Origin of the sequence: Hymenobacter monticola, from assembly GCF_022811645.1 — a bacterium.
GTDB lineage: Bacteria > Bacteroidota > Bacteroidia > Cytophagales > Hymenobacteraceae > Hymenobacter > Hymenobacter monticola.
This window is the reverse complement of the sequence record NZ_CP094534.1, coordinates 4,060,948-4,084,526: the sequence shown is the minus strand read 5'-3', so window position 1 is coordinate 4,084,526 and position 23,579 is coordinate 4,060,948. Positions and strand designations below refer to the sequence as shown.

Genomic DNA, 23,579 nt, shown 5'->3' with positions numbered 1-23,579 from the left:
CTTCTAACCTTCTTCTTTTATAAACACATAAATCGTCACAACTGGTTAACCCAGATAATCTAGCAAAAGACTATTCGTCGAAGCTTTCGTTGCGGGGAGCACGCGGGGCACGGGTTGTATCGTACTCGCGGGGCGTGCCGTAGCTCGGCTTGTTGCCGTAGCTGGGACGGTCGCCGTAGCTCGGGCGGTTGCCGTAGCCCGACTTGCCAGTGCCGCCTTCACGACGGTCGCCGTAGCTGGGGCGGTTGCCGTAGCCGCTGCCACCGTCGCGGTTGCCTTTGTAGCCGCCGCCGTAGCCACCTTCGCGGCGCTCACCGCCGCCGAAGCTGCCACCGCCGCGGTTGCCGCCTTTGTAGCCGCCGCCGTAGCCGCCCTCACGGCGCTCGCCGCCGTTGAAGGGACGACGCTCACGGTCGCCGCCGAAGCCGCCCGGGCCACCGCCGCGGTTGAAGCCTTCCTGCTTGGCCTCGCCCTCCTGCACCGGAGTAGCAATGCTGAAGCTCACCGGCGAACCCTGGATGCTGGTACGGCCCAGCTTGCTCACAATCTCATCGGCAAATTCCGACGGTACTTCCACGAAGCTGAACTTGTCGTAGAGGGCGATATCGCCCACTTTGGCGCCGGTCAGGTTGGTCGATTCCGAAATCAAATCCACGATGTCGCGGGGGTGAATCCGGTCCTTCTTGCCCATGGTCACGAAGAGGCGGGTGTAGCCGGGGCGGGCCGTGCCGGCCGCCTTGCTGGCGTCGAGGCTCTGCTGAGCGCTCTTGTCCTCCTTCATCGTCATCTTCAGCAGGGCTGCGGCGATGTCGAGCGAGGTAATTTCGTCGCCCTGGTCGAGCAGGCGCTGCACGCGGCCCACATATTTCTCCAGGTTGCCTTTCTCGATGATTTCCTTAATCTGGTTCAGGAACAGCGTGGTTTTCACCTCCGACACATCAGCAAACGACGGCACCTGCGCCAATTTGATGTCGGCCTTGGTGAAGCGCATGATGTCGCGCAGCTTGTAGATGTCGCGGCCGCTCACAAACGTGAAGGCTTTGCCCGACTTGCCGGCGCGGCCCGTGCGGCCGATGCGGTGAACGTAGTATTCTTCGTCGGCGGGCAGGTCGTAGTTCACTACCGCTTCCACGTTGTCAACGTCGATGCCGCGGGCGGCCACGTCGGTAGCCACCAGCACTTCCAGCGTCGACTTGCGGAATTTGTCCAGCGTGTTCTGGCGCTGCTGCTGGCCCATGTCGCCGTGCAGGCCTTCGGCGAAGTAGCCTTTGGCTTGCAGGTCAGCAACAATTTCGTCCACCATGCGCTTGGTATTGGCGAAAACGATGGTCGACTTCAGGTTGTACATGTCGAGCAAACGGGTCAGCACGTCCTTTTTCTGGGGGCCGCGCACCTCGTAGTAGCTCTGCTCGATGTTGGTAACCGTCATCGTCTTATGGTTCACCTTCACAATCTGCGGGTCGCGCTGATATTTTTTGGTGAGCTCCATGATGGGCTTGCTCATCGTGGCCGAGAAGAACACCGTCTGGCGGTCTTCGGGCATCTTGCTGAGCACGTACTCGATGTCCTCGCGGAAGCCCATGTCGAGCATTTCGTCGGCTTCGTCGAGGATGATTTTCGTGGTTTTATCGAGGCGCAGGGTGCCGCGCTCGATGTGGTCCATCACCCGGCCGGGCGTGCCAATCACAATCTGCACGCCACGCTCCAGGGCGCGGAGCTGACGGTCGTAGGGGCTGCCACCGTAGATGGGCACCACCATCAGGCCGCGCTTATACTTGCCCAATTTCTGGATTTCGCCCGACACCTGTACCGCGAGTTCGCGGGTGGGGCAGAGCACCAATACCTGCACGTCTTTGCTCTCGGTATCGATGTTGTCGATGGCGGGGATGGAGAAGGCAGCGGTTTTGCCGGTACCCGTCTGGGCCTGGCCGATAACGTCTTTGCCGGACAGCAGCACGGGAATGGCGGCGGCCTGAATGGCCGAAGCTTCCTCGTAGCCCATCTCGGTGATGGCGCGTTGTACTTCCTCGGAGAGGTTCAGTTCGTCAAAGCGAACCACAATTTTTTCAGCTTCCATGATTGGAGTTGATAAGGGAAAAAGAGACTTAGCTCTGAAAACAGCCGTACTCAGCGACGTTTCCCCTCCTTCTACCTTGTCACAATCAGGCGGGAAAAAACAACCAAAAAACTACGCGACCAATGCGTTAGCGCCACTCTCGGGCTTGCGCGGACTTAGGCCGTCCTCAAATGCGGGTGCAAAGGTAAGGTTTTTATTCGAGAAAAGCTAATACTCCGAGAATAAGTAATGGAAAGAACGTCATGCAGAGCGCAGCGAAGCATCTCGCTCGCAGGCACTGATTAGTTGAAGCACGCGAGATGCTTCGCTGCGCTCTGCATGACGTTCTTCTTTAAACCTTGCCCCACCGGCACAAAAAAAAGCCCGCCAAAGGCGGGCTTTCTTAGGATTGCAAAGCTACAGCTGAATTAAATCAGCGATACTTTCACTGCGTTCGGGCCTTTTTTGCCCTGAGCTACTTCGTATTGCACGTGGTCGTTTTCACGAATCGAGCTAACCTGCAGGTCGCTGATGTGAACGAAGATGTCTTCGCCAGTTTCGTCGTTTTTAATGAAACCGAAGCCTTTGGTGTCATTAAAGAATTTTACCTTTCCGGTGGGCATGGTGGTTGGTTGTGGAATTTCCCTAAGCTTTTGGGCCACCGTGGCTTGGTTTCTTAGGTTGCGTCAAAGATAGGCAGAATTTCCAAATGACCAAGTCGATAGATATTTTTTTCGATGCGGGCTAGAATGGCTGCTGCAATGCTTCCTACCTCATAGTCGGTCATGCCGAGCGCAGCCCAGGCATCTCGCTTGCTTCGTTGAACCGAAGGTCAGCCTAGCGAACGATTGAGCTACTACCGCACGCAGGATGCCTCGGCTGCGCTCGGCATGACGTTCTTTTGTGGCCTGCTTCTTCACACTGCATACCGCCGCCCCCATGCCCGACGCGCCCGCCCACGCTTTCTCCCACGAATTCCAGGTGCCGGCCAGTGCCATTGACGCGCTGGGCCACGCCAACAACGTGGAATACGTGCGCTGGGTGCAGGACGTGGCCGGCGCGCACTGGTTGAGCATTTGCCCGGCCGAACTGCGTGAGCAGATTATCTGGGTGGTGCGCGAGCACCGGATTCGCTACCTGCAATCGGCCTTCGCGGGCGAGACGCTGCGGGCCAGCACCTGGGTGGGCGAAACCAGCGGGGCTACGTCGCTGCGCTACACCCGCCTCACCCGCGCCGCCGATGGCGTGCTGCTGTGCGAGGCGGAAACGACCTGGGTGCTGCTCGACCCCAAGAGCGGCCGGCCGGTGCGCGTGACGGCGGAGATGGTGGGGTGGCTGACTGTTTCTATTGGTCGACTGTGAATAGTACGCTTCGATTTTCTTGCGCAGCTTTCTGCCAAAAACTTATGCTGTCTTCAAAATATGCCCAAGTATATTCGAAGTCTTCTTCATCAACTGAACTATCGTAATTATCAGGGTCCAATAAGAAATACTTCTTTGCAAATTCTTCTTTTGACACTTTTGAAACGCCAGCCGCTATTTCTAAAACCTGTTCCTTGTCCTTGAGAACAATAATGTAGTTATCGTTCTCGCACAATATTTCGCCACCAAGAATTACGTGGCTAAGGGGATAATCGTCATTATCGAATTCTAATTCCCCATCTGTAAGGGTCCGATGCATTCCATCCCAAGCTTTGTCCAGCTCATAAACCCACTGCGGATTATTCTCAAAGTAGTCCACTTCTAATACCTCTCTAATATAATCGACTCGTTCATCATCAGAAAGCAATTCCTTGATTAAATCGACTGTTTTTTGGTCAACTGAAAATAAGACTCCGAGACAGGACATTTGCGTTTTTTTGTTTATAAGCTGTAAAGTTATGCCTCCCTCCTTCCGCATCTACTCCTCCTCCGCTGGCTCGGGGAAGACGTACCAATTAACGAAAGAATACCTGCTGCTGGCGCTGGGGGCCGACGACCCGGCGTATTTCAAGCGGGTGCTGGCTATTACGTTTACCAACGACGCGGCGGGGGAAATGAAGGAGCGCATTGTGGGGGCGCTGCGGCGGTTTGCCTACCCGGAAAGTGGGAAAACCGATGGTCTGCTGGCCGACATTGCGGCCGAGCTGAAGCTGCCGGAAACGGAGGTGCGGCGGCGGGCGGCCGAGACGTTCCGGCTGGTGCTGTACCACTACGCCGATTTTGGGGTGAGCACGATTGACTCGTTTGTGCAGCGGATTGTGACGGCTTTTACCCGGGAGTTGGGCTTGCCGGCCACGTTTGAGGTGGAACTGGATACCGATGCGGTGCTGCAAAGCGCCGTGGCGGCGCTTCTCGACAAGGTGAACCGCGACCCGAACAGCAAGTTGCTGTCGCAGACGCTGGCGGAGTATGCGCTGGGGCAGGCCGACGAGGGCAAAAGCTGGAGCCGGCTGCCGGAGGAATTGGCGGGCTTCGGGCGGGTGCTGTTTAATGAGACGGTGCAGGAGGCGGTGGCGCAGCTTGACAAGCTGAGTCTGGCCGATTTCCGACGGCTGGACAAGGAAATCCGGGCGCGACGGACAGAGATTGAGGCGGCGTTTGGGCAGACGCGCGAGGTAGCGCTGGCGGTGCTGGACGCGGCGGGCGCTACGGAAGCCGATTTTTTCCAGGGTAAGCGCGGCATTTTTGGCTACGTGCAGAAGGGCGTGGATTTGCTGGCGCCGGAGGCCGGGCCGAACAGCTATGTGCGCGCCACGCTAGCCGACGACAAATGGTATAGCGGCAAAATAAAAAACGCCGCCGACCGCGAACGGGTGGATGCAGTGAAGGAGCCGCTGAGCCAATTAGTAGCTACGTTGGATAAATTGCGGGCGGACTTTTTGCCGAATTATGTGCTGCTGGCGGCCATGCAGCCGTATTTATTTCATGCTTCGCTGCTGAGTGAATTAAATAAAATTGTCGAGCAAATCAGCCGTGAGCGCAACGTTGTTTTAATATCGGAATTTAACCGGCGTATTGCCAGCATTGTGCTCACCGAGCCGGTGCCATTTTTGTACGAGCGGCTGGGCGAGAAATACGAGCATATTCTGATTGACGAGTTTCAGGACACGTCCGTTTTGCAGTGGAACAATCTGCTGCCGCTGGTGGAAAACACGCTGGCCAATGGGCACAGCAGCCTGGCGGTGGGCGACGCCAAGCAGGCCATTTACCGCTGGCGCGGGGGCGAGATGGAGCAGATTCTGCGCCTGCACCAGGGCAACACCGAGGCCCTGGCGGCGCGGGCCCGCGAGCCGGAGATGCGCGAGCTGCTGCGGGGTCGCTACGAGGCGTTTCGCGGCAAGCTAGAGCCCAAAGCCTTGCAGGTGAACTACCGCTCGGCGCGGGAAATTATTGATTTCAACAACGCTTTCTTTAAGGCGGTGAGTGAGCGGCACGAGGCGCTGGGGCTGGTGACCGGGATTTTCGACGCGCATTTTGGGCAGCAGGTGCCCGAGTCGCAGCGGGCCGACCAGCAGGGGCACGTTGAATTGTTGTTCACCCAAAAGGATGCTCCGGCCCTGCGCTACGACCCCGCGGCCGGCAGCTACACCGCCGAGCCCCTGCCCGGCCACGCGCCCGAGGCGCTGCTGGGCTACGACGAAAGCACCTGCTACCTCACCCTGCAACTAGTGGAGCAGGCCCTGCGCGAGGGCTACGCGCTGGCCGATATTTCGGTGCTGTGCCGCACGCGCTACGCCAGTAAAATCATTGCCAAGTTCCTGAAAGAACGGGGCTACGCCATTATTTCGGCCGACTCGTTGGCGCTGGAATTTGCGGAGGTGGTGAATTTGCTGGTGAGCATCCTGCGGGTGCTGCACCAGCCGGCCGATACGCTGGCCCGAGCCGAGGCCCTGCTGCTCGTGGACAAGGTGGTGCGCGGGCTGGCCCCCACGCCGGCCCGCGCCCGGCACATTGCCGAAGTGGCCAACGCGGCGGGCGGCACCTCGTTTTTCGACGAGCTGCGCGACCTGGGCTACGACGTGCGGGAGCAGGAAACCGGCAACCTGGGTCTCTACGAGCTGGCCGAGCGGCTGCTGAATCTGTTCGGGCTGCTGGGGCGCAACGGGGAGAGCGACTACCTGTTCCGCTTCCTCGATTTGACGCTGGAATACAGCCTGCGCTTCGGCAACAACCTGGGCAACTTCCTCACCTACTGGGAGGAGCGCAAGGGGCGCATCAGCATCAACGCGCCGGGCGGACGCGAGGCCATCACCATCACCACGGTACACAAGGCCAAGGGCCTGGCATACGGGGTGGTCATCGTGCCCTTCGCCGACTGGAGCCTGGAGCCCCACCGCGGCACCCTGCTCTGGGGCCACCTGGAGGCCGGCCAGAAGCCCATCGAGCAGATGCCCGACGTGGCGGTGGTGAGTTTGAGCAAGGGCATTCAGCAGACGGCCCTGGGGGCGCAGTACGACGAGGAGCGCGAGAAAACCTTCCTCGAAGGGCTGAACACGCTCTACGTGGCCTTCACCCGGCCGCGCCACCGCCTCTACGTCATCAGCAAGCGGCCCGACGACAAGAAAACCACCAAAACCGACGAGCTGGAAGCCGCCGCGCCTACGGCCGCCGCCCGCACCGTGGCCGACTTGCTGCACGGCTACCTGCTCAGCCGCGGCCAGTGGCAGGACGACCAAGTGTCCTTCGTCCTCTCCCAAGGCACCCCCGCCGCCGAAAAACCAAGCACCAAGCACCCGGCACCAAGCACCAACTACAACCTCACCAACTTGGCCGCCGCGCCCTGGGAAGACCGGCTGAAGCTGCGCCGGCACGCCACCACGCTCTTCGATTTTGACGAGCAAAAGGCCCTGAATGAGTGGAACCGCAAGCTGCATTTCGCCCTGCGCCGCCTGCTCACGGCCGCCGACGTGGGCCGCGTGGCCAGCCAGCTCGTGGCCGAGGGCATCCTGAGCGCCCGCGAGCGGCCGGCCCTGGTCGAGAGCCTCGAAACGCTGGTGAGCGACCCGCGCCTGGCCCCCTACTTTGCCCCGCACCTGAGCGTGGAAACGGAGCGCGAAATCCTGGTGGGCGGCGTGAAGCTGCGCGACTACAAGCCCGACCGCGTGGTGCTCGAACCCTCCCTCGAAGAGCACCACCGCCTCGGCGGGCGCGTCACGCTGCTGGATTTCCGCCTGCCCCCGCCGCAGGAGCAACACAAGCGCCTGCTGCGCAACTACGCCACGCTATTTGAGCAATTGGGGTACGCGGAGGTGCGCGGGGTTATTTATTATTTCGGGACGGGGGAAGTGGTGGAGGTGTGAGGAATGCCCTCAACTACTACGCTTTGTCTTTTATAAAAACCAGTAGAACAATGAAAGCCAAATTGACACGCATGTTTATGATTACGGCACTGCTCATTGGGCTATTCGCCGGCACATCACATGGTCAAGCGTTTACCATTGAATCGTTAGATGGAAGCAAACAACTGATTGAGGTGATGCCTCTTAATTACGGAGCCTCATTAACCATAAAATGCGCAAATACTGCCATTCATATTGAAAACATCAATCACCTTGATACTGTACATCTTCTTAATAAAAATTTTCTACTAGTTGCTTATTCTTTCCGTGCTGGCTCTGGAATGCATGCTGCTAAAACGTTGGTTCTATCTGTTCGCAATCAAACCCTCTATGAGTCAATGCACATCAATTCAACATTCAATGAAGAATTCATGGACTGGAGCAAACCAACACCTGCTTTAATAAAGGCAAGCGCAAAAAAAACTATTCACGAAGCGGCATTGAACTTGACGGGAAATAGCATTGGCACCTATAAGTTAGCTATAAAGTTTCACGATGAAAGGAAGTTGGTTAATAAACCAAAACCCGATTATCAACACGACATAACTACTGTTTTAACATTTGACCAAAACAGAAATGTCTTTCGCAGCTCAGAGAAAAATATTTCTCAAGACTTTATAATCGTTGGCGCTAAAATCAAGAATGAGACCAAGAAAAAAATAAATGGAGCGTTTCCGATAATCAACTTAGGAGAGGAAAAATACTGCTACGCTGGTGGTGAGTGGTACGAATGGAACAGCAGCTATTTGATTCAGCAGTCCTATAGATAAGTTTAATTTAATTGAAGTCGAGGGTTTTCCTAGAACGCCGCTTCAGAACCCTCGGTGTCTTCTACACGCCGGGGGTTCGCCTTTTTAGGGGCAACCGCTGGCCGGGGACTACCTACGCGTGGGGCGAAGATAGGCGGGCGCACCAGCCGGACGGAAAAATCCGCAACGGCCCTTGTCACCGGGAGTTGGGAGCAGTTGCGGGGCGCAGGGGCCTTCGGCGCGGAGTACCGAGGGCCGTTGCGGGCCGCAAGGCAGGGTGGCACCATCGGTTGGGGGCCGGTGCGGGGCGCACCGGGTTCGAGCACCGGCGGCCGACGCCCGTTGCGGCCCGCACCCGCAACGGGCGCGCCGAACCCGGAGCCCGGGCGGGAAATTTTGCTTCGTCAAAATTCCTGCGCACCTTAGCCCGGCCGTAGTGCTACGGCACATTTCAACCCTCATTCTTACTTATTTACCACATGGCAGACCAGTCTTCCACGCCCGCTGCGGCCGGCGCTTCTACCCCCACTCCCGCCCCCGCCGACGCGGTGGTGAACCCCAAGCTCCTCATCCCCAAAAAAGATGGACCGCTGGCCGAGGTGGGCCGGCTCGTGGCCGAGGCCTGGGGCAAGGAAACCTGGTTCTTGCTGCGCTGGAAAACCCAGGCCGCCTTCGCCCAGTTGGCCACCGATTTCGGCGCGGCCATCACCGACAAGCGCAGCGCTGCCGCAGCCCGCACCCCGCAAAGCCAGCGCCTGCAGGAACTCGACGACCAGTTTGACGAGGGCCTGCGCATTCTCAAAAAGTACATCAACGAAGACAGCGACTACAGCAAAGAAAAAACCGATGCCCGCCTGCCCGGTTTCGGCCTGGTGGCCCGCAAGCGCGGCGGCTTTGCCCTGAGCAACGACCGCGACGAGCGCCTCAAGGCCTTGCGCGAGATGCTGCTGCCCGCCGTGGCCGCCGCGCCCTTCGCCGGCCGCGACTACGGCAGCAAGTTCTGGCAAACCCGCTTTGATGAGTACAAAGACCTGCTGGGCAAAACCGGCGGCCTGGCCGGCCAGGTGAGCAAGTCGGTGAGCCAGAAAGACACCGCGAAGCTGGAGCTGCGCAAGGTGCTGCAAGCCGTGGTGTACGCGCTGAAGGCCAATTTCCCGGACACGTTTGAGGCGGAGCTGCGGGCCTGGGGCTTCCGGAAGGAGAGCTACTAGGGGCTAGCGCAGAATTCCATTGAAAGCACGTCATGCAGCGCGCAGCGAAGCATCTCTACCGCAGCAGTAATCCAATCACCAGGGTTTACTAACGCGGTAGAGATGCTTCGACCTTGCTCAGCATGACGTTCTTTTTTTCGTTCAGTAGGGCGTGCTACTGCGACCTTTGCCCCCATGCACACCCTTGCCCAACTGCGCGCCGGGCAGCTCCACGGCCTCACCCGCCTGGATTTGTCGGCCAAGCTCACCGAGTTTCCCCGCGAAATTTTCGCCCTCGCCGACACGCTGGAAATCCTCAATCTGTCCGGTAATCAACTCTCCGCTTTGCCCGACGACTTGCCGCGCCTGCACCGGTTGCAAGTGTTGTTTTGCTCCGACAATCTTTTTGCCGAGGTGCCCGCCGTACTGGGCCAGTGCCCCAACCTGCGCATGGTGGGCTTCAAAGCGAACCAAATCCGCACGCTGCCCGGGGCGGCCCTCCCTCCTGCCCTGCGCTGGCTCATCCTCACCGACAACCAGCTCGAAGCGCTACCGGAGGAAATTGGGCAGTGCCGGGAGCTGCAAAAGCTGATGCTGGCCGGCAACCAGTTGCGCGAGTTACCCCAAACGCTGGCCCGCTGCACCAAACTAGAACTGCTGCGCATCGCCGCCAATCAGCTCACCGAACTGCCCGCGTGGCTGCTGGCCCTGCCGCGCCTCTCATGGCTGGCTTACGCCGGCAACCCGTTTTCAAGCCCTCGCGAAGCCGCTGCCGAGTCGCTGCATACCATCGGCGATATTGCCTGGACCCAGCTGACCATCGAGCAACAGTTGGGCGAAGGCGCATCGGGCGTCATCTCCCGCGCCCTTTGGGAGCAGCCCAACGCGGAGGACACCGAAGTGGCCGTGAAGCTTTTCAAAGGGGCCGTGACCAGCGACGGCCTGCCCCACTGCGAAATGCTGGCCACCATCAAAGCCGGCGCCCACCCCAACCTCATTGCTGTGCTGGGCCGCGTGGCCGGCCACCCCACCGGCGCCGAGGGCCTGGTACTGGAGCTGATTGACGAAGCCTTCGGCAACTTGGCCGGCCCTCCCAGCCTGGCCAGCTGCACCCGCGACGTGTATAAATCGGGCACCGTTTTCAGCTTCGAAACGGCTCTCAGTATTGCGCAGGGCATTGCCGCTGCGGCCAAGCACCTGCACGCGCAAGGCATTCTGCACGGCGATTTGTATGCTCATAACATTCTCACCACGACCGAGGGCAATGCCCTGCTGGGTGACTTTGGCGCTGCCTGCTTCTTCGATGCTCAGGAGGTGGAAACAGCCGCGGCCCTGCAGCGGCTGGAGGTACGGGCCTTCGGGTGCCTGCTGGAGGAATTGCTGGACCATTGCCCCGAAGCCGCCGAGGTTCCTCCAGTTGCAGCGCTTCGGGAGCTGCAGCGGCGCTGTATGCAGCCCGAAGCAGCCAGCCGGCCCCTGTTTGGTGAGATTGAGCAGGCGTTGGCAGTGGCGAGTTCGGAGCCATTTTGTAAGTAGAACGACGCAGGGGCAGGGCTTGCCCCCGCCCGGACGTTGAACGGAATCGTTGTTTTGGCGCAGACGTCCGGGCGGGGACAAGCCCCGCCCCTACTTCGTGAGCCAGCCGTTGGCATCCATCCAGTTGCGCAGGCGGTCGGTCCAGAGGTCCTTGGTGGTTTTGTTGTTCAGGCCGAAGCCGTGCCCGCCTTTGGGGTAGAGGTGCATCTCGGCCGGCACGCCGTGGCGCAGGCAGGCCTGGTAAAACACGATGCTGTTGTTGACGGGTACGGTTTTGTCGTCCTGTGCGTGGACCAGGAAGGTGGGCGGCGTCTGGGCCGTTACCTGCAGCTCGTTGGAATACTGCCGCACTTGCGCGGGCGTCGGGGTTTTGCCCAGCAGGTTGTCGCGCGAGCCGCCGTGCTTGAGCGTGTCGCTGAAGCTGATGACGGGGTAAAGCAGCACCAGAAACGCGGGCCGCACCGATTCTGCCCCCGGGTTGGCGCCCACCGGCCGGGCAAACTGCGTGCCCGCCCACGCCGCCAGGTGCCCGCCGGCCGAAAAGCCCATCAGGCCGATGCGCTCGGGGTTGAGGCTGTATTTAGGGGCTTGCTGGCGCACGAGGCGCAGCGCCTGCTGGGCATCGAGCAGCGGGGCAATGGACTTGTCGGGCTGGCTTTGGTCGTTGGGCAGGCGGTATTTCAGCACGAAGGCGGTGATGCCCATCTCGTTCAGGCGCTTGGCCACGTCGTAGCCCTCGTGGTCGATGGAGAGGCGGGCATAGCCGCCGCCGGGGCAAATAATGACCGCCGTGCCGTTGGCCGTGCCCGTCGGCGGCAGAAACACCGTGAGGTTGGGCTGCACCACGTTGGAGATGCGCACGCCGCCATTGGCTAGCGTCACGCTCGTTTCCTGCACCGCGCTGGGCTTCGAATCGGGAATGGTTTCGTTATAGAGCGATAGGGTTTGCTGGGCGAAAACCGGATGCGAAGCCAGCACTCCGAGCGCCAGAAGGGTGGGTAAAAAGGGCTTTTTCATCATCAGCGCAATTGTACGAAGTAATTTATTATTGGCAAATACTGGCATAATGCGCCATTATTTTAGAACTATTCAGTGAAAATTACTCGATTTGCAACCAAAAGTGAACCATGCCGTAGCCGAACGGGTCTGGTTAGCATGCGAAAGACCACTCTGCTGGCCGCCGCCGCTCTGCTGAGCGTCCCCGGCCTCACCCTGGCCCAAAACACCGCCGAGGAAAACAACCCCAATGTGGACGCTCCCTTCGTGCGGAATATTCGCGCCGACCGTCCCGGCCAAACCGTGACCGCCCAAGTGCTACAGCCTGGTCGCGTGCAGCTCGAAACGGGCTTCCAACGCCAGTTTGGCGGCACCAGCCTGGCCCAAAGCCAAAGTGCAGGCACGCTGCGCATCGGTTTCTTCAACAGCATGGAGCTGCGCGTGACGCAGGGCTACCTGCACAACGGTCCCACCGTTCTTACGGAAGCGGGCAATGTAGTAGCCAAGGGCTACGCGCCGGTGGTGGTGGGCACCAAGCTCATGCTCTCGCCCAACTACGACACCCGCACCCAGGTGGCCATCCTGGTAGAGGCAGCCGTGCCCAACACCGGCAGCGCCGGCCTGCGCAGCAGCACCTGGGCTCCCGGCGGCCGCTTGCTGGTGAGCGAGCAAATCGGCGAGCGGTTTGGCCTCGAAGCCAACTTCGGCTTCAGCCAGCGCGGCCTCACCGCCAAAGACGTTTCGAACGGTCAGTTTCTGGGCACACTGGCCCTCAACGGCCCGCTCACCGACAAAACCGGCTTCTTTGTGGAAGCCTACGGCGGCGGCCGCTCCAGCCTGAGCACCGGCACCACCACGGGCCTCTACTGGCGCCCCATCCCGCAGATGCGCGTCGACGTAACCGCCGGGCAGGGTATCAGCGGCTTGGCCGCCGGCACCTCCACGGTAGGCGCGGGCCTTACGTTTAAAGTAGGCCGGTAGCATCCGTTTGGGTAACGACTTAAAGAAAGCCTGCGTAGTAACGCAGGCTTTTTTGCGTAAAATGAGCCGCTTACCTACCTTTTCATGCGCTTTTCCTTCTTGATTTTGGCCGCACTGGCCGCTGGTTGTCAGACCCATCCTGCCCAGGAAACCACCGCTACCCCTGCACCGCCCGCCCGCCAAGCCCCGGCCGCTGCCCTGCGCGAAACCCATTGGGTGCCGCGCGAGCTGGCGGGCCAGCCCGTGCGCCTGCCGGCCGATACCCGCGAGCCCTACCTCACGCTCCGCACCGACGGCACCGCCGAGGGCAACGGCAGCTGCAACCGCTTCCGCGGCAGCTTCTTCAGCGAGAAGGCCGACGAACTAACTTTCAGCCCGCTGATAAGCACGCGCATGAGTTGTGCCGCCATTGAAACCGAAAATGCTTTCACCCGCGCCCTGGCGCAGTCGCGCACCTACCGCATTAGCGGCGACACCCTCCGGCTTTTTGACGCCGCCAACGCGCCTGTGGCGCGGCTGGAAGCGGTGTATCTGCATTAAGCGGGTTGGTGGATTGGCGGATTGATGAATTGTCATTGCGAGGCGCAGCCGGAGCAATTCGTCCTGTTCTCAGCAAGTAGCTTAGAACCGTGCCAAGCCCAATAAAAAGCCCCGGTGCCGTATGGTACCGGGGCTTTATCGCTTCAGAAAGTGTCTGGTGCTTACAGGACGGATTGCTTCGGCTGCGCTTCGCAATGACAGGACGCTAGCTCACTACTTATCATCCGTCAGCGGCGGGATGCGCGTGGGCGTTTGCTTTCCCGACACGATGCCGCTGGCGCTTTGCGCGATGGCCTGGATGACGGCCGTCATGTTGGCCAGGTTCAGCGTTTCCACTTCGTCGTCGACGCTGTGGTAGAGGCCGTCGGTCGGAATCTGGTCGGTGCTGATGGTGTGGGCCGGCACGCCGAGGCGGGCCAGGGTAGCGTTGTCGGAGCGGTAGAACAGGTTTTGCTCGGGGTATGGGTCGGGCTCGAAGCGGAACTTGCTGCCGGCCAGGCTGGCTTGCAGCAGCTTGCCGAAATCGGACCGCTCGTAGCCGGTGATGAAGGCGGTATTGGGGCCAAACTTGGCTTCCTTGCCTATCATCTCGATGTTGAACATCGCCGCCACCTGCTGCGGGTCGAGCTGCTTCGAGAAATACTGGGAGCCGAAACCGCCCACCTCCTCGGCCGCGAAGGCCACGAAAATGAGCGGGCGGGCGTTGTCATTACGCTTTTTGAAGTACTCAGCCAAGGCCACCACGGCGGTGGTGCCGCTGGCATCGTCGTCGGCCCCGTTGGCGATGGAGTCGCCGGACACGGGTTTTAGGTAACCCAGGTGGTCGTAATGCCCCGCAAAAACCACGTTTTCTTTCCCGCGTTTGGGGTCTTTGGCGGGCAGCATGCCCACCACGTTGCGCAGCTCCACCGGCTGCGACACGCTGCTGGCGCTGATTCGATAAGTAAGCGTGGCCGGCTTGGGGCCCAGCACAAATACCGTCGAAAAGGGCTTTGGCTGCTCGGGGCTGGTAGAGCCTTTGGCAATATACTCGGTCAGTTGACGGAAGATTTTGGTGTGAACCGTATCAACGAACACAAGCGTGTTGGCCGTGGGATGAATGTAGGAGAACATTTTGCCGCGCTCACTCGGCTCGGGCCCAATGCTGACGATGGCCGGCGGCTGGGCATCCTGGCTGGTCCAGCGCAACGTGGGTTCGCCCGAAATGGCTACGGCCTGCGCGGAGGCCATGGTCTGGTCATTGATGATAGCCGAAACCGGGCTGGTGAGGCCTTGGTACACAGTGAAGGTTTGCTCGAAACCGGTTTTGCCGGGCAATGGCTTCAGGCCAATGCGCTTGAACTCGGCGGCCAGAAACTGCGCGGCCTTCAGGCCGCCGGGCTGGCCGGTGCCACGACCCTGCATGTCGTCAGAGGCCAGGGCGTTGACTACTCGGGTGACGGTGGCGGCGGATACGGTGGTGGTTTTGGAGGCGGGCTTGGCGGCTTTTTTCTGGGCGGCAGCGGGCAGGGCCGCCAGCAGGGCGCCGAGGAAAAGGAGATTTTTCATAGGAGGTTAGAGTCTTTTAGCAATGCAGGGCGGGAGTTGCCCCACCCTACATTGCACAAAATCGTTGTGGTGGCGGGCAAGGGCAAGCCCCGCCCCTACGTCAACCAATTTTAGCTCAGGGTCAGCACCAGGTCGTCGGCGCTCACGCGGGTGCCTTCGGGCAGGTTGATGTCGGCCACGGTCAGGTCCTGCGGGGCGGTGATGGTGGTTTCCATCTTCATGGCCTCGATGACGAAGAGCGGGGTGTTTTTGGGCGCGGCCTGGCCGGGCTTCACCAGCACCTTACTCAGCATGCCTTGCAGCGGCGCGCCCACTTGGCGCGGGTTGTTTTTGTCAACTTTGGGGTTGCTGACTTTCGTAACGGCCACCGACTGGTCGCGCACCTGCACGTTGCGGGTCTGGCCGTTGAGGGTGAAGAAGATGGTGCGGCAGCCTTCCTCGTTGATGTCGCCAATGGACTCCAAGCGCACGATAACCGACTTGCCCCGGGCAATTTCGATGATGGTTTCCTCGCCCGATTTCAGGCCGTAGAAGAAGGTAGAAGTGGGCAGCTTACTCACGTTGCCGTACTTCTGCCGGAAGGCCCAGTATTCCTCGAACACCTTGGGGTAGAGCAGCCACGACAGCAAATCGGTAAACTTCGCGCCAGAAAATTTCTCCTGGAACGCCGTCCATTCTTTGTCGAAATCGATGGGCGCGAGGTGCTCGTTGGGCCGGTCAGTGAAGGGCGTTTCGTTCTTGAGGATGAGCTTTTGCAGCTCAGCGGGCCAGCCTCCCTCGGGCTGGCCGATGTCGCCGCGGAACAGCTCGCGCACCGACTCGGGGAAGTTCAGGCCTTCGCCTTTGTCCATTACGTCCTGCGGGGTGAGGTTGTTCGAAACCATGAACAAGGCCATGTCGCCCACCACTTTCGAGCTGGGCGTCACCTTCACGATGTCGCCGAACATCTGGTTCACGTCGGCGAAGCGCTGCTTCACTTCCTCAAACTTATCGAGCAAGCCCAGCGAGTCCGCCTGCGGGCGAAGGTTGGAGTATTGCCCACCCGGTATCTCGTGCTGGAACACCTCCGACGTGCCCGCTTTCAGGCCCGACTCGAAGGGGTAGTACATCTCGCGCACGGCCTCCCAATAGTCGCTGAACTCGTTGAGTGAATGCTGGTTGAATTCGCGGTGACGCGGCGTGCCCCGGAACATTTCTACCACCGAGTTGAAGTTGGGCTGCGACGTAAGGCCCGAGAGCGAGCCAATGGCCACGTCGATGACGTTGACGCCCGCTTCCACGGCCTTGGCGTAGGTGGCGGGCTGCAGCGACGACGTGTCGTGGGTGTGCAGGTGGATGGGCAGCTTCACCGTATCGCGCAGGCCTTGTATCAGCTCTGTCGCGGCGTAGGGCTTTAGCAGGCCCGCCATGTCCTTGATGCAGAGGATGTGCGCGCCAGCATCTTCGAGCTGCTTGGCCAGCTTGAGGTAATACTCCAGCGTGTACTTGGTCCGGCTGGGGTCCATGATGTCGCCGGTGTAGCAGATGCTGGCCTCGGCCAGCCGGTCGGTTTTGTTGCGCACGAAGCCGATGCAGGCTTCCATGCCTTTCATCCAGTTCAGCGAGTCGAAAATGCGGAACACGTCGACCCCGGTTTCGGCCGCCTGTTGCACGAACCGCTCGGTCAGGTTATCCGGGTAGGCCTTGTAGCCCACGCCGTTGGCCCCGCGAATGAGCATTTGCAGGAGGATGTTCGGGATGGCCTCGCGCAACTTGGCCAGGCGCTCCCAGGGGTCTTCGTGCAGGAAACGCAGGGCCACATCGAAGGTGGCGCCGCCCCAAACCTCCATGCTGAACGTTTGCGGGTGCTGCTGGGCGTAGGCACGGGCTACTTTGAGCATGTCCCAGGTGCGCATGCGGGTGGCCAGCAGGCTCTGGTGGGCGTCGCGCAGGGTGGTGTCGGTGTAGTGCACGAGCGGGTCGTTGCGCAGCCACTCGGCGAATTTCTCGGGGCCCAGCTCATCGAGCTTCTGCTTGGTGCCGGGGGCGGGCGCGGCGTGGTCGAAGTGCGGCAGGTGCGGGCGGCGCGGGTTGGCGCGTGAGTCGAGCAGGTTGCGCACGTCGGGGTTGTCGTTCACCACCGTCTCGCCGATGTAGCTGAGCAGGCGCGTGGCCCGGTCCTTGCGGGTTTCAAATTGGAACAGCTCGGGCCGGTCCTTGATGAAATCAACGTTGGCGTGGCCGGTCTGGAATTCCTCGCTGCCCACGATGTTCTTTAGGAACGGGATGTTGGTTTTCACCCCGCGAATGCGGAATTCATCGAGCGCGCGCAGCATTTTCTGAGCCGCGCCGTGCAGCGTGGGCGCGTGAGCCGAAATCTTGACCAGCATCGAGTCGAAAAACGGCGACACCACCGCGCCTTGGTACACCGAGCCTTCGTCGAGCCGGATGCCGAAGCCGCCGGCCGAGCGGTAGGCCACGATGGTGCCGTAGTCGGGCTTGAAGTCGTTTTCGGGGTTTTCGGTGGTCACGCGGCACTGCACGGCGAAGCCGGCGCGCAGCGGCACCACGTCGGGGCCGAGGCCAATTTCGGAGTCGCTGAGCTTGTAGTCGGACGCGATGTAAATCTGGGTTTTAATCAGGTCGATACCCGTAATCATCTCGGTCACCGTGTGTTCCACCTGAATGCGGGGGTTCACCTCGATGAAATAGATGCGGTCCTGCTCGGGGTTCACCAGGAATTCCACAGTGCCCACGTTGTCGTAGCCCACGGCCCGGCCAATGCGCAGGGCGTACTCGTACAAGAGGTGGCGCTGGTGGTCGGGCAGGTTCATGGCCGGGGCCACTTCCACCACTTTCTGAAAGCGGCGCTGCACCGAGCAGTCGCGCTCGTAGAGGTGCACGAGGTTGCCGTGGTGGTCGCCCACCAGCTGAATCTCAATGTGCTTGGGCCGCTCCACAAATTTCTCCAGGAACACGGTGTCGTCGCCGAAGGCGTTCTTGGCCTCGTTGCGCGCCTCAAAAAAGCCTTTCTCCAGTTGCTCGTCGTCGCGGATGATGCGCATGCCACGCCCGCCGCCGCCGGCTGCGGCCTTCAGCATCACGGGGTAGCCGATGCGCTGGGCCTCGGCTTTGGCGGTTTCGAAGTCGACCAGGTCGGCTTCGCTGCTCTCAATTTGGGGCACCTGGCACTGCTGGGCCACTTCCTTGGCGCGCACCTTATCGCCGAGGGCTTCCATAACCTCGGGGCGCGGGCCCACGAAGATGATGCCCTCCTCGGCGCAACGGCGCGAGAGGGTGGCGTTTTCGCTCAGGAAGCCGTAGCCGGGGTGAATGGCGTTGGCGCCGTTTTCCTTGGCGATGCGGATGACGCCCTCAATGTCCAAATACGGCTTCAGCGGCTCGTCGTCGCGGCCAATCTGATAGGCCTCGTCGGCCTTGTAGCGGTGCTGCGAGTACCGGTCCTCGTAGGTGTAGAGGGCCACGGTGGGAATATTGAGTTCGTTTGCCGCGCGCATCACGCGAATGGCAATTTCGCCGCGGTTGGCGACCAGGAGTTTAGTTATGTTCATAGAAGCTGGTGGGGTAATAGGCGCGCTTACGGCGAAACTACGTCAAAGGCTGGCTGAATTTTCACAACAAACGTTTGTGGTAATTATAAAAAGCCATCGGCCAAGCTGGAAGAACAGGTGTTATCAAATTATTACCCAACGAGCGGTGGAGGTTTCCTCAGCGAAAAGCCGAACAATTTGGCTGGTATTCGGTATGCCAAGAGCCCGGTTTGTCGCACTTCGATAGATAACCTGCGCGGCACAGGGGACTGCGCCATCACCTTTTGCTCATTCCATGCAATTTTCCGACAAGAACATTCTCCTCATCGGCGCTTCATCGGGCATCGGCCTAGCTACTGCCACGCTGCTCAGCGGCCTGGGGGCCAATCTATTTACGGCCTCAAGGCACCGTTCGCCCGAGCTCGCCGCACTGGGCACCACCCACTTCGATTACGACGCCACGCAGGACGGTGGCGCGGCCTTCGACGCCTTGCCGGAGGTGTTGCACGGCGTGGTGTACTGCCCCGGCAGCATCAAGCTGCGGCCCTTCGAGCGCATCCCGGTGGCCGACTTCGCGGCTGATTTCAACCTCAATGTGCTGGGCGCGGTGCGCGTCATTCAAGCCACCATCAAGCGCCTGAAAAAGGCCGAGGGCGGAGCTTCGGTCGTGCTTTTCAGCACCGTGGCGGCCGATACAGGCATGAGCTTTCACACCAGCATTGCCACCGCCAAGGCCGCCGTGGAAGGCCTCACCCGCGCCCTGGCCGCCGAGTACGCCGCCAGCGGTGTGCGCGTGAACTGCATCGCGCCCTCGCTCACCGACACCCCCCTGGCCGCTGCCCTGCTCAACTCGCCCGAGAAGCTAGAAGCCGGCGCCAAGCGCCACCCCCTGCAGCGCATCGGCCAGCCGCAGGACTTGGCTTACACCGCATCGTTCCTGCTGTCAGACCACAGCTCATTTGTGACCGGGCAGGTGCTGGCCGTGGATGGCGGGATGGGCAAATTGAAGTAGGAAACAATGAAAATTTGCATCTTCTGGCACCGGCGCGATTTGCGCATTCACGATAACGCGGGCCTGGCCGCCGCCCTGGCCAGCGGTGTGCCGGTGGTGCCGCTGTTTATCTACGATTCTGATATTCTTGACCACCTGCCGGACAAGGCCGATGCTCGGCTCACCTTCATCTACGACGAAGTGGAGCGCCTGGCGCAGCAGACTGAAACGGCGGGTGGCACCTTTCTGGCGCGTCACGGCAAGCCAGTGGAAGTGCTGGAGCAACTCGTGAAGGAGTTTGAGGTGGCCGCCGTGCACACCAATGAAGACTACGAGCCCTACGCTACCCAGCGCGACGGCGAGGTGGGCGACATACTGGGCCGGCACGGCGTGGATTTTTTGCTGTATAAAGACCAGGTCATCTTCGCCAAGAATGAAATCATGACCAAGTCGGGCACGGTGCCCAAGGTGTTCGGGGCCTACCACAAAGCCTACCTCTCGCGCTTGACCGACGAAATGCTGCTGCCCTACGGCTCAGCTGATGCCTTTACCAAAGCCAACCTGGCGGCGCGGGCGGCCGAAAAAGCCGGTCCGCGCCCCACGCTTGCAGGCATGGGGTTTGAGCGGAAAGAGCAGTACGTGCCCACCGCCGACCTGCCCGCCGAAGACGTGGTGCGCAATTACCACAAAACCCGCAACACCCCCGCCCTGCAAAACGGCAGCACGCGCATCTCGGTGCAGCTGCGCTTCGGCACGCTGAGCGTGCGCCAGGTGGTGCGCCAGGCCCGGGCCCTGAACCCGAAGCTGCTGGCCGAAATCAGCTGGCGCGACTTCTTCATGATGCTGCTCTGGCACTTCCCCAACACCGCCACCGAGGCCTACGACCCCAAAATGCGGCACATCCCCTACCGCAACAACGAGGAGGAATTTCAGGCCTGGTGCGAGGGGCGCACCGGTTACCCGCTGGTCGACGCCGGAATGCGTGAGCTCAACGCCACGGGCTACCTGCCCAACCGCGTGCGCATTGCCACGGCGGGCTTTTTGGTGAAGCACCTGTTCATTGATTGGCGCTGGGGCGAAAAATATTTTGCCGACAAGCTGCTGGATTATGAGTTGGCCAACAACGTGGGCAACTGGCAATGGATGGCTGGCACCGGCGCCGTGGCCGCGCCCTGGTTTCGGGTGTACAGCCCCGAAAGCCAGCTCGAAAAAGTCGACCCAGAATTAAAATACGTGAAGCGCTGGGTGCCCGAGCTGGGCACGGCCGCGTACCCCGCCCCCATCGTCGACCACAAGTTTGCCCGCGAGCGGGCGGTGGAGGCCATTCGCGCGGCGCGTATTGCGGCGTCGTAGCGTGGACTCTGCGATTCCGCGCCTGGGCGAATGGCCTGCAAATGCGCGGACTCGCAGAGTCCACGCTACAGCCCGAACCGTAGGGCCATCCAACGGGTTATACCAGCATGGAAAAGGACCGCATCAAACAAGCCTACCTCGACTTCGTGCTCAACGAAGGTCACTCGCCGCAATCGGTGTTCAAGCTCACCCAGCAATTGGGCCTAGCGGAGGCCGAGTTTTATCAGCATTACCCGAATTTCGACGCCATCGACCGCGAAATCTGGGCTGATTTTGGCCGTCAGGCCCGCGAAACGGCCGCGGCCGAGCCTGTGTGGGAAAGCTACGGCAGCCGCGAAAAGCTGCTGGCCTTCTACTACACGCTGCTCGAAATCCTGAAAAGCAACCGCTCCTACGCCCTGATGAGCTTGCGGCGCTCGCTGCACCGCATGCCGGCCCTTACACCCCGCGTGCTCGACGACTTCCGCCAAGACTTTGAAAACTTTGTGAGCGACCTGCTCAGCAGCGGCCGCGTGAGCGGCGAAATTGCCAGCCGCCCGCTGGTGCAGGACGGCTACCCGCGCTTCTTCTGGCAGCAGGCGCTGTTTGTGCTGGGCTACTTCGCCAAAGACGACACCGTGAATTTTGAGCGCACCGATGCCGCCGTGGAGAAAGCCGTGACGCTGAGCTTTGACCTCGTGGGCCGCAACTCGCTGGATTCGGCCGTGGATTTCGTGCGGTTTCTGGTGCGGCGGTAAGCCCTTGTGCCCCGAAGCTCCTGCTTCTGCTCGCGTTAGAGTAAGCAACTTTTAATCGTTCAACCCACCGAAGCAGGAGCTTCGGGGTACACGTTCTACATGTCCGACGAACCCCAAACCTCCCTGCCGACCACTAAAGTGGCCCGCGCCGCCCGCTTCGCCAAAACCGGCTTCAATGTGGGCACCAACTACATCAAGCACTACGCTAAGAAGGCCGTGGGCGCCGAATCGACCACCGAAGACCTGCACGCCGCCAATGCCGCGGAGCTGTATGGGACGCTGAGCGAAATGAAAGGCTCCGTGCTGAAGGTGGCCCAGATGCTGGCCATGGAGAAAAACATGCTGCCCACGGCCTACGCCGAGCAGTTTGCCCAGGCCCAGTACCAAACGCCGCCGCTTTCCGGCCCGCTGGTGGTGAAGGCGTTTCGGGACGCGTTTGGGAAGTCGCCATACCAGTTGTTCGACGAGTTTGAGCCCGAGGCGCGGCAGGCGGCCAGCATCGGGCAGGTGCATTTTGCGCGTAAGGATGGCAAAGCGCTGGCGGTGAAGGTGCAATATCCCGGTGTGGCCGATAGTATTAAGTCGGATATCCGGTTGGTGAAGCCCATTGCCCTGCGCGTGATGGGCCTGAATGAAGCCCAGGTGCGGCCCTATTTAGAGGAAGTGGAAACGCGCCTGCTCGAAGAAACTGATTACAAGCTGGAGTTACGCCGCGGCCAGGAAATAGCGGCCCAATGCCATGGGCTTAAGCACCTGCAGTTCCCCAGCTACTACCCGGAGTACTCCACGGCCCGCATCCTGACGATGGATTGGCTTTCGGGCCAACACCTGAAGGAATTTCTGGCCACCAACCCTAGCCAGGAGGTGCGCAACCAGATTGGCCAGGCGCTGTGGGACTTCTACCAGTTCCAGTTCAACGAGCTGCACCGCCTGCACGCCGACCCGCACCCCGGCAACTTCCTGATGCAGGCCAAGGACGGAGGCACGCTCGGCGTGCTTGATTTTGGTTGCGTGAAGGAAGTGCCGGCCGACGTCTACCAGTTGTTCACCGCCCTGTTGGCCCCCGAAACCATTGCTGATGAAGGCCGCCTGACGGCTCTGCTTACCCAAGCCGGCGTGCTGCGTGCCTCCGATGCACCGGCCCTGCAGGCGCTCTACCTGCGTACCCTGCAGGTGTCGCTGGAATTGGTGGGCCGCCCCTTCCGCCAGCCCACCTTCAACTTCGGCGACCCCGCCTACATGGCCGCCCTCTACGCCCTCAGCGACGACCTGATGGCCGACCCCGAGTTGCGCAAGCAGCGCGAGCCGCGCGGCTCCGAGCACTTCATTTATTTGAATCGAACCTACGTGGGGCTATTTGCTTTGCTCACGGAGCTGGGCGCCGCCGTCGAAACCGGAGTAGCGCGAACTTTATAATTCGCGTACCACAACGATAGCCAAATGGTGCGGGGACGCGAACGATATGTTTGCACTACTTTCTGCGCTATTTGTATGATGAACCTCCGCGAGGAATTACTGCGTGAACACTCGGCCCGCCAGACGCGGCGGCTGACGGACTACGCTTGCGCCCACCCCAAACACTTCGCCGAGCTGTTGCACCTGTTTTGGTACGGGGCGCCGCGCGAGCAGCAGCTGGCCGCCGATGTGCTGGGCTGGGTGGGCGAACGGCGGCCCAAGTGGCTGGTGCCGCATCTGCCGGGGCTGCTGGCGTCGGCCCAGCCGGGCACGGGCACCCACCCGGCCGTGCGACGGAGCGTGGCGCGGGTGCTGCAATTTGTGGCCGTGCCGGAAGAGTGGCAGGCCTTGGCTTTTGATATCTGCCTGAGCATGGTCAGCCGCCCAGCCGAGCCGGTTGCCATTCGTGCTTATGCGCTGAGTGCGGCCACCCGCTTGGCCTTGCCCTACCCGGAGCTGGCAGCGGAGGTGCTGGCAACTGCTGAGCAGGCCTTGAGCACGAGTAAATCAGCGGCCCTGCACGGCCGGGCGGCACGAGAGCTGCCCAAACTTCGCAATGTAATGCGGGAGGTTTTGCCGGATTAGCTGTTGCGCTT

The 23,579-nt window shown here is 60.7% G+C and carries 18 protein-coding genes; 12 read left to right on the top strand and 6 right to left on the bottom strand.

All coding sequences use genetic code 11. From position 1 onward, the window contains the following. Positions 1–70 precede the first annotated feature (70 nt). Together MTP16_RS16865 and MTP16_RS16860 are read right to left on the bottom strand one after the other, a co-directional pair. Positions 71–2,077, bottom strand: a complete 2,007-nt coding sequence (locus MTP16_RS16865; RefSeq protein ID WP_243511973.1) for a DEAD/DEAH box helicase — start codon at positions 2,075–2,077, stop codon at positions 71–73. A gap of 407 nt (positions 2,078–2,484) precedes the next feature. Then, on the bottom strand, positions 2,485–2,679 hold the full coding sequence (locus MTP16_RS16860) for a cold-shock protein (protein ID WP_196284764.1): 195 nt from the start codon (positions 2,677–2,679) through the stop codon (positions 2,485–2,487). A gap of 316 nt (positions 2,680–2,995) precedes the next feature. On the opposite strand from MTP16_RS16860, the gene MTP16_RS16855 reads away from it, so the two are divergent. Further along, positions 2,996–3,418, top strand: coding sequence for an acyl-CoA thioesterase (locus MTP16_RS16855; protein ID WP_243511965.1), 423 nt, complete (start codon positions 2,996–2,998; stop codon positions 3,416–3,418). On the opposite strand, the gene MTP16_RS16850 is transcribed toward MTP16_RS16855, so the two are convergent. Next, the gene (locus MTP16_RS16850; protein WP_243511959.1) at positions 3,402–3,905 is read right to left on the bottom strand and encodes a YfbM family protein; all 504 of its coding nucleotides are present in this window, start codon (positions 3,903–3,905) and stop codon (positions 3,402–3,404) included. The genes MTP16_RS16855 and MTP16_RS16850 overlap by 17 nt on opposite strands. A gap of 31 nt (positions 3,906–3,936) precedes the next feature. Between MTP16_RS16850 and MTP16_RS16845 the strand changes: the two genes are divergently transcribed. The 4 genes from MTP16_RS16845 to MTP16_RS16830 all read left to right on the top strand — a co-directional run bounded on the left by MTP16_RS16845 (position 3,937) and on the right by MTP16_RS16830 (position 10,852). Further along, positions 3,937–7,338, top strand: coding sequence for a UvrD-helicase domain-containing protein (locus tag MTP16_RS16845; RefSeq protein WP_243511955.1), 3,402 nt, complete (start codon positions 3,937–3,939; stop codon positions 7,336–7,338). 50 nt (positions 7,339–7,388) lie between these two features. Then, complete coding sequence (locus MTP16_RS16840; RefSeq protein WP_243511952.1) at positions 7,389–8,147, top strand: hypothetical protein; 759 nt, start codon at positions 7,389–7,391, stop codon at positions 8,145–8,147. 458 nt (positions 8,148–8,605) lie between these two features. Further along, a complete protein-coding gene (locus MTP16_RS16835; RefSeq protein WP_243511947.1) occupies positions 8,606–9,337 on the top strand; it encodes a hypothetical protein in 732 nt (243 codons plus the stop codon). A 174-nt stretch (positions 9,338–9,511) separates the two neighbouring features. Continuing rightward, positions 9,512–10,852 carry a protein kinase gene (locus tag MTP16_RS16830; protein ID WP_243511940.1) on the top strand — a complete coding sequence of 447 codons (1,341 nt, stop codon included), beginning with the start codon at positions 9,512–9,514 and terminating at the stop codon, positions 10,850–10,852. Positions 10,853–10,942: 90 nt separating this feature from the next. On the opposite strand, the gene MTP16_RS16825 is transcribed toward MTP16_RS16830, so the two are convergent. Beyond that, positions 10,943–11,872, bottom strand: coding sequence for an alpha/beta hydrolase (locus MTP16_RS16825; RefSeq protein ID WP_243511933.1), 930 nt, complete (start codon positions 11,870–11,872; stop codon positions 10,943–10,945). Between the two features lie 135 nt (positions 11,873–12,007). Between MTP16_RS16825 and MTP16_RS16820 the strand changes: the two genes are divergently transcribed. After that, positions 12,008–12,829 (top strand): transporter, encoded by an 822-nt coding sequence (locus tag MTP16_RS16820; RefSeq protein ID WP_243511928.1) that lies wholly within the window; start codon positions 12,008–12,010, stop codon positions 12,827–12,829. Positions 12,830–12,913: 84 nt separating this feature from the next. Then, positions 12,914–13,369, top strand: coding sequence for an META domain-containing protein (locus tag MTP16_RS16815; RefSeq protein WP_243511924.1), 456 nt, complete (start codon positions 12,914–12,916; stop codon positions 13,367–13,369). A 213-nt stretch (positions 13,370–13,582) separates the two neighbouring features. Here MTP16_RS16815 and MTP16_RS16810 read toward each other — a convergent pair whose 3' ends face one another. Continuing rightward, complete coding sequence (locus tag MTP16_RS16810; protein ID WP_243511921.1) at positions 13,583–14,917, bottom strand: M20/M25/M40 family metallo-hydrolase; 1,335 nt, start codon at positions 14,915–14,917, stop codon at positions 13,583–13,585. A gap of 110 nt (positions 14,918–15,027) precedes the next feature. Continuing rightward, complete coding sequence (locus MTP16_RS16805) at positions 15,028–18,468, bottom strand: pyruvate carboxylase (RefSeq protein ID WP_243511918.1); 3,441 nt, start codon at positions 18,466–18,468, stop codon at positions 15,028–15,030. 274 nt (positions 18,469–18,742) lie between these two features. Here MTP16_RS16805 and MTP16_RS16800 point away from each other — a divergent pair, with 274 nt between their 5' ends. The 5 genes from MTP16_RS16800 to MTP16_RS16780 all read left to right on the top strand — a co-directional run bounded on the left by MTP16_RS16800 (position 18,743) and on the right by MTP16_RS16780 (position 23,568). Further along, the gene (locus MTP16_RS16800; RefSeq protein WP_243511916.1) at positions 18,743–19,459 is read left to right on the top strand and encodes an SDR family NAD(P)-dependent oxidoreductase; all 717 of its coding nucleotides are present in this window, start codon (positions 18,743–18,745) and stop codon (positions 19,457–19,459) included. A 6-nt stretch (positions 19,460–19,465) separates the two neighbouring features. Beyond that, positions 19,466–20,791: a cryptochrome/photolyase family protein gene (locus tag MTP16_RS16795; protein ID WP_243511914.1), complete on the top strand. Its 1,326-nt coding sequence runs from the start codon at positions 19,466–19,468 to the stop codon at positions 20,789–20,791. A gap of 107 nt (positions 20,792–20,898) precedes the next feature. After that, on the top strand, positions 20,899–21,528 hold the full coding sequence (locus tag MTP16_RS16790) for a TetR/AcrR family transcriptional regulator (RefSeq protein ID WP_243511912.1): 630 nt from the start codon (positions 20,899–20,901) through the stop codon (positions 21,526–21,528). Positions 21,529–21,627: 99 nt separating this feature from the next. Next, entirely contained in the window at positions 21,628–22,944 is a 1,317-nt protein-coding gene (locus MTP16_RS16785) for an ABC1 kinase family protein (RefSeq protein ID WP_243511910.1), read from the top strand. Positions 22,945–23,019: 75 nt separating this feature from the next. Continuing rightward, positions 23,020–23,568: a hypothetical protein gene (locus MTP16_RS16780; protein ID WP_243511908.1), complete on the top strand. Its 549-nt coding sequence runs from the start codon at positions 23,020–23,022 to the stop codon at positions 23,566–23,568. Positions 23,569–23,579 lie beyond the last annotated feature (11 nt).